Annotated in this window: 7 protein-coding genes and 1 tRNA gene; 4 read left to right on the forward strand and 4 right to left on the reverse strand. The window is 69.0% G+C overall.

The features are described from left to right. Positions 1-103 precede the first annotated feature (103 nt). Positions 104-1,363, reverse strand: coding sequence for a PTS transporter subunit EIIC (locus tag ACFWEP_RS30505; protein WP_387374904.1), 1,260 nt, complete (start codon positions 1,361-1,363; stop codon positions 104-106). A gap of 215 nt (positions 1,364-1,578) precedes the next feature. Between ACFWEP_RS30505 and ACFWEP_RS30510 the strand changes: the two genes are divergently transcribed. From ACFWEP_RS30510 to rdgB, 4 genes are all read left to right on the forward strand, one after another. Beyond that, positions 1,579-1,812 (forward strand): glucose PTS transporter subunit EIIB, encoded by a 234-nt coding sequence (locus tag ACFWEP_RS30510; protein WP_387374906.1) that lies wholly within the window; start codon positions 1,579-1,581, stop codon positions 1,810-1,812. Between the two features lie 252 nt (positions 1,813-2,064). Then, complete coding sequence (gene rph / locus ACFWEP_RS30515) at positions 2,065-2,802, forward strand: ribonuclease PH (protein WP_387374908.1); 738 nt, start codon at positions 2,065-2,067, stop codon at positions 2,800-2,802. A 187-nt stretch (positions 2,803-2,989) separates the two neighbouring features. Next, positions 2,990-3,382, forward strand: a complete 393-nt coding sequence (locus tag ACFWEP_RS30520) for a hypothetical protein (protein WP_387374910.1) — start codon at positions 2,990-2,992, stop codon at positions 3,380-3,382. Positions 3,383-3,444: 62 nt separating this feature from the next. After that, positions 3,445-4,047: an RdgB/HAM1 family non-canonical purine NTP pyrophosphatase gene (gene rdgB, locus ACFWEP_RS30525; RefSeq protein WP_387374912.1), complete on the forward strand. Its 603-nt coding sequence runs from the start codon at positions 3,445-3,447 to the stop codon at positions 4,045-4,047. A gap of 53 nt (positions 4,048-4,100) precedes the next feature. Here rdgB and ACFWEP_RS30530 read toward each other — a convergent pair. The 3 genes from ACFWEP_RS30530 to ACFWEP_RS30540 form a co-directional block, all read right to left on the reverse strand. Next, a tRNA-Leu gene (locus ACFWEP_RS30530) sits at positions 4,101-4,175 on the reverse strand. Between the two features lie 13 nt (positions 4,176-4,188). Further along, on the reverse strand, positions 4,189-5,028 hold the full coding sequence (locus ACFWEP_RS30535; RefSeq protein ID WP_387374914.1) for an HNH endonuclease: 840 nt from the start codon (positions 5,026-5,028) through the stop codon (positions 4,189-4,191). Beyond that, the gene (locus tag ACFWEP_RS30540; RefSeq protein ID WP_387374916.1) at positions 5,025-5,480 is read right to left on the reverse strand and encodes an HNH endonuclease; all 456 of its coding nucleotides are present in this window, start codon (positions 5,478-5,480) and stop codon (positions 5,025-5,027) included. Before ACFWEP_RS30540 ends, ACFWEP_RS30535 begins: the two co-directional genes overlap by 4 nt. Positions 5,481-5,758: the final 278 nt, after the last annotated feature.

The following is a 5,758-nucleotide window of genomic DNA, read 5'->3' on the forward strand; positions in this document are numbered from 1 at the left end:
CCCGGGCAAATGGGAGCCAACCGCCCGGGGGGCGCCCCCCGCACGGGGCGCGGCCGGGGGGCCTGGGGTGCGGGCGGTCCGGGGGCCTGGAGTGCGCGCGCCGCTACTTCGTGACGTCCCGCTCGATCTCCTTCTCCACCTCCTCGGGCTCCCGCCCGGGCGTCTGGATGTTGAACTTGGTGATCGCGAACCGGAAGACCACGTAGTAGATCACCGCGAAACAGAGCCCGATCGGGATGATCAGCCAGGGTTTCGTGTCCAGATGCCAGTTGACGACCAGGTCGATCAGGCCGGCCGAGAAGCTGAAGCCCGCATGGACCCCGAGCGCCCAGGTGACACCCATCGAAACACCCGTCAGGATCGCGTGCACGCCGTACAGCAGCGGCGCGACGAACATGAAGGAGAACTCCAGCGGCTCCGTCACGCCCGTCACGAACGAGGTCAGGGCCACCGACAGCATCAGGCCCGACACCTCCTTGCGGCGTTCCGGCCGTGCGCAGTGCGCGATGGCCAGCGCCGCCGCCGGCAGGCCGAACATCATGATCGGGAAGAAGCCCGAGGTGAACTGCCCCGCCGACGGGTCCTCCGCGAAGAAGCGCGAGATGTCGCCCTGCACCGTGTTGCCGTCGGCGTCCGTGAAGTCGCCCGCCTGGAACCAGAAGAAGGTGTTCAGGAACTGGTGCATGCCGATCGGGATCAACAGGCGGTTGGCGAAACCGAAGATGGCCGCACCCCACGCGCCCAGGTCGATCAACTGCTTGGCGAACCAGGTCAGCGCGTCACCGACCGGCTGCCACACCAGACCGAAGACCACGCCGAGGATCACGCAGAGGAACGCCATCAGGATCGGCACCAGCCGGCGCCCGTTGAAGAACCCGAGCCAGTCGACCAGCTTGGTCCGGTGGTAGCGCTGCCAGACCACCGCGGTCAGCAGACCGATGATGATGCCGCCGAGCACACCCGGGTTCTGCGGGACGCCGTCCGGCACCGTGTCGGTCACCGAATCGTCCACCGGGAAGGCCGACAGCACGCCCCGGTAGACCAGGAATCCGACCACCGCCGCCAGCGCGGTCGAACCGTCCGCCTTCTTCGCGAAGCCGATCGCCACACCGATGCAGAACAGCAGTGGCAGGCCCACCGTGCCGTCCAGGATCGCCGTACCGCCGTTGAGCAGGACCTTGGAGGTCTTGTCCCAGAAGGCGCCGTGCAGGTACGAGTCGAACAGGTTGCCGAGGCTGACCAGCAGGCCGGCCGCCGGGAGAACGGCCACCGGAAGCTGAAGACTCCGACCGATCTTCTGCAGGCCCGAAACCGGACCGTTCCACCACTTTGGCTGCGGACCCGCAGCCGCGGTCGTACTCATCGGCATCCTCCCGGAACACGTCACCTTCGGCGGACGTCACGCCTGCCTCGGGCCGGTCGCGACGGTCGGTGCGGAGCCCTGCCGCAAGGCAGAGCACCGGTGATCGTCATCTTTGGGGATGGTCCTACCGGGCGCCCGTGAAGTTGGGCCAACCGTGCGTTAGCGTGACAAAGCGGTCCCGCGGTGGGTCCGCACGCTGCGACAGGGAGAAGGACATGGCCAGCAAGGCTGAGAAGATCGTCGCCGGGCTCGGCGGTATCGAGAACATCGAAGAGGTCGAAGGCTGCATCACCCGCCTCCGCACCGAAGTCCACGACCCCAGCAAGGTCGACGAAGCCGCCCTCAAGGCCGCCGGAGCCCACGGCGTCGTCAAGATGGGCAGCGCGATCCAGGTCGTCATCGGCACGGACGCCGACCCCATCGCGGCCGACATCGAAGACATGATGTGACGGCGTGACCGGCCGATAGGGCGTCTTCTCCCCGGCGACCCCCTGTCACCCCGCACCACCCCGCCGGGTGCCGGTCCCGACCGACCCGCACCCGGCGGCCCACCCCCCCGGTGCCCCCGCCCGGCGCACCCCCGCCCCGGCCCCGCGCACCACCGCCCCGCACACCCGCCCGCGCCACGCCGCGACGACACCCGAACGGCGCCCCACCGCACCCGAACGGACCCGCCCCCGCCAACGGATAAAGTCGTCGCCATGTCTCGCATCGACGGCCGCACCCCCGACCAGCTCCGCCCCGTCACCATCGAACGGGGATGGAGCAAGCACGCCGAAGGCTCCGTACTCGTCTCCTTCGGCGACACCAGAGTCCTCTGCACCGCCTCCGTCACCGAAGGCGTACCGCGCTGGCGCAAGGGCAGCGGCGAAGGCTGGGTCACCGCCGAGTACTCCATGCTCCCCCGCGCCACCAACACCCGCGGCGACCGCGAATCCGTACGCGGCAAGATCGGCGGACGCACCCACGAGATCAGCCGGCTGATCGGCCGCTCGCTGCGCGCCGTCATCGACTACAAGGCCCTCGGTGAGAACACCATCGTCCTGGACTGCGACGTCCTCCAGGCCGACGGAGGCACCCGCACCGCCGCCATCACCGGCGCCTACGTCGCCCTCGCCGACTCCATCACCTGGGCCCAGGGCAAGAAGATCGTCAAGGCCGGCCGCAAGCCCCTCACCGGCACCGTCTCCGCCATCAGCGTCGGAATCGTCGACGGCACCCCCCTCCTCGACCTCCGCTACGAGGAGGACGTCCGCGCCGAGACCGACATGAACGTCGTCTGCACCGGAGACGGCCGCTTCGTCGAGGTCCAGGGCACCGCCGAAGCCGAGCCCTTCGACCGCAAGGAGCTCAACGCCCTCCTCGACCTCGCCACCGCCGGCTGCGCCGACCTCACCGTCTTCCAGAACGAGGCACTCGCCCGCACCCTCGGCGCGTAACTCCCACCCTTCCCCGGGTAAAGAAGCAACCAAGAACGCACCGCACAGCGTCGTCACAGACACGGGCGCACGGGTCGAACCGTGCGCCCGTCCACGCGACGACCCGTCCGTGCTACGACCCGTCCGTGCGGCGATCCGTCCGGGTGACGGTTCGTTCGCGTGACGACCCCCGGGGAGGGACCGCACCATGGCTCTGCGCCACCACCACCGCCGTACCGCACTCGCCGTCGCCGCCGCAGCACTCACCCTGGCCGCGACCGCCGGATGCGACGCCGTCGACAAGGCCCTCGACTGCGTCCGCACCGCCGACGCCATCGCCACCAGCGTCGGCAACCTCCAGCAGGCCGTCTCCAACGCCTCCGGCGACGTGACCCAGGCGTCCGAGTCGCTCGACCAGATCGACCAGGAACTCGGCAACCTCAAGGACACCACCGGCAACGCCGACCTCGGCAAGGCCGTCGACGACCTCCAGGCCGGGGCCGACCAGGTCCGCGCCTCCATCGAGGCGGGCGACACCACCCCCGACATCGGCCCGGTCACCGACGCCGCCGGCGAGGTCGGCAAGGTCTGCTCACCCTGAACCGACAGCGGCGACGCGGGGCCCGCCCCGCCGCCGCGACGGCGAAGAGCGACAATCGATCCATGACCCGCCTGATCCTCGCCACCCGCAACGCCGGGAAAATCACCGAACTCCACGCGATCCTCGCCGACGCCGGCCTCAGCCACGAACTCGTCGGCGCGGACGCGTACCCCGAGATCCCGGACGTCAAGGAAACCGGCGTCACCTTCGCCGAGAACGCCCTGCTGAAGGCCCACGCCCTGGCGCAGGCCACCGGCCACCCGGCCATCGCCGACGACTCCGGCCTCTGCGTCGACGTCCTCGGCGGCGCCCCCGGCATCTTCTCCGCCCGCTGGGCCGGAAAGCACGGCGACGACCAGGCCAACCTCGACCTGCTCCTCGCCCAGCTCGGCGACATCGACGCCCCGCACCGCGCCGCCCACTTCGCCTGCGCCGCCGCCCTCGCCCTGCCGGACGGTACGGAGCGCGTCGTCGAGGGCCGGATGCCCGGCACCCTCCGCCGCGTCCCGGCCGGCCTGTACGGCTTCGGCTACGACCCGATCCTCCAGCCCGAGGGCGAGACCCGTACCTGCGCGGAGCTCACCCCCGCGGAGAAGAACGCCATCAGCCACCGCGGCAAGGCCTTCCGCGCGCTCGCGCCGGTGGTGCGGGAGTTGGTGGGCTGAGACGCGGAGTGGCCGTCACCTTTGAATCCAAGGTGACGGCCACTTTCTGCGGGTGGGCCCGGTGGGATTTGAACCCACGACACACCGGACCTAAACCGGCGCCCTCTTGCCAGCTGGGGTACGGGCCCGCGCAGCGCTACTCTACTGGGTGAGTCTTCGCCGCTTCGAGAAGGTTTCGGTCTGGCTGTGACATGACGGACACAAGTAGCGCAGATTCTCGCGGCGATCGTCCAGACGGTCACCGTTGATGTGGTCGATCTCCAGGGCCAGGTGCTTGCCCTGCCAGGTGTTACCGAGGCCACAGGCGGAACATGTGTGTGGGACCCCGATGTCATCGAGAGCGCGACGCAGCAGTGCGGTCCGGGTCCGGGTGGCCCCGGGCTCCTTCCGTCGCAGGATTTCGGGTGGGGTCCTCCGGCAAGGAGAGGGGGCGCCCCGACTGTGCCCTTGCCCGGTGAAGTGGGCCGTCGAGAGGCCGTATTCGTCGAGGCTACGTTTCAGACGCGCTCGGAGGGCGCCATTGTCCGCGTGGCCGAGAAGTCTCAGTACCTCGGCCAGACTCCTGGATTCGGCGACAGCCGAAGTCAGTTCGCTGCGGGACCCGAGAGGCGGGCGGTGTCCACGGCCGCTGGTGAAGTGCGACGTGTCGATGTCCAGTCGCCCCAGCTTTTTCCGGATGTAGTCGTAAGGGCCGTCGCTGGGAGGGACCTGCATGTACTCCAGTACTTCCCGGATGCTGTGCGAGTGCGATGCGGCTTCCTCCAGAAGTTCCTTCGTGTACGCCCGTCTCTTGCGCTCCGGTAGAGGAACCTCGACGAAGTGGGACGTGTCGATTCCGTAGTGCGCCAGGCGAGTACGCAGGTAGCGCAGCGGCCTACTGGCAAGCGGGGCGCCCAATCGACCGAGCATGTCGACGAGGCTGGTGGAGGCGGCTGCCGTCCGGGCCAGGGTGTGGCGGGGGTACTTGTTCTGGTCGCTCACGCCGACCGCCGCCGCTTACGCCCCCGATAGGTGTCCGTGGCCGCGTGGCAGTTGGGGCAGACCAGGCGCAAGTTGTCCGGGCGGTTGTCCCACCACTCCCCACTCTTGTGGTCGACCTGGAGCCGTAGCGGTTTGCCGTTCCACTCCGTGCCGGTGCCGCACACGGCGCACGACTCGGCGACACCCGTCCGCAGCAGTTCCCGGCGCAGCCTTGCGCCGGGAACCCTGCCGTCCGACGGCGATCCCAGAGCCAGTGTGTTTCTTGCGGTGCTCATCAGTCGGCTTCGAGGCGCGCTCGAGAAGTGTGATGTGTCGATGCGGAGCGCGGTGACCCGACGGCTGATATGCGCATGGTTGCCTCCTACCGGATTGATGCCCAGTCGGCGAACGACTTCCGCCATGCTTCTGGAGCAGGCGACCAACTCGCGCAAGGTCTTCTCCGTGTGGCGCACCCGGGTGTCGACGAAGTGGGAGATGTCGATTCCGGCTTCGCGCATCTTCGCTCGTAGGTAGCGCCTGCTCCCTGGCGTGGGTGTGCCGCCACACCTTCGCACCGCGTCGTCGTAGTTGCTGGTCTCGCGCGCTGCCTCTTCGAGTAGCTCGCGGGTGTAACGGACCCGCATTCCTCTTCCTCCCCGTCTGGCCGCGCGTTCGCGGCCTCGTACGGAGCAACGAACCGGTAATCGGATGGTCACGTCCGTTATGCGGCGAGATGCGGAAGGGCCCGTAC

Origin of the sequence: Streptomyces sp. NPDC060198 (assembly GCF_042728415.1) — a bacterium.
Classification (GTDB): Bacteria; Actinomycetota; Actinomycetes; order Streptomycetales; family Streptomycetaceae; genus Streptomyces.

Coding starts and splice junctions, on each gene's coding strand:
- ACFWEP_RS30505 (WP_387374904.1), bottom strand. CDS start 1,363: ATGAGTACGACCGCGGCTGCGGGTCCGCAGCCAAAGTGGTGGAACGGT.
- ACFWEP_RS30510 (WP_387374906.1), top strand. CDS start 1,579: ATGGCCAGCAAGGCTGAGAAGATCGTCGCCGGGCTCGGCGGTATCGAG.
- rph (WP_387374908.1), top strand. CDS start 2,065: ATGTCTCGCATCGACGGCCGCACCCCCGACCAGCTCCGCCCCGTCACC.
- ACFWEP_RS30520 (WP_387374910.1), top strand. CDS start 2,990: ATGGCTCTGCGCCACCACCACCGCCGTACCGCACTCGCCGTCGCCGCC.
- rdgB (WP_387374912.1), top strand. CDS start 3,445: ATGACCCGCCTGATCCTCGCCACCCGCAACGCCGGGAAAATCACCGAA.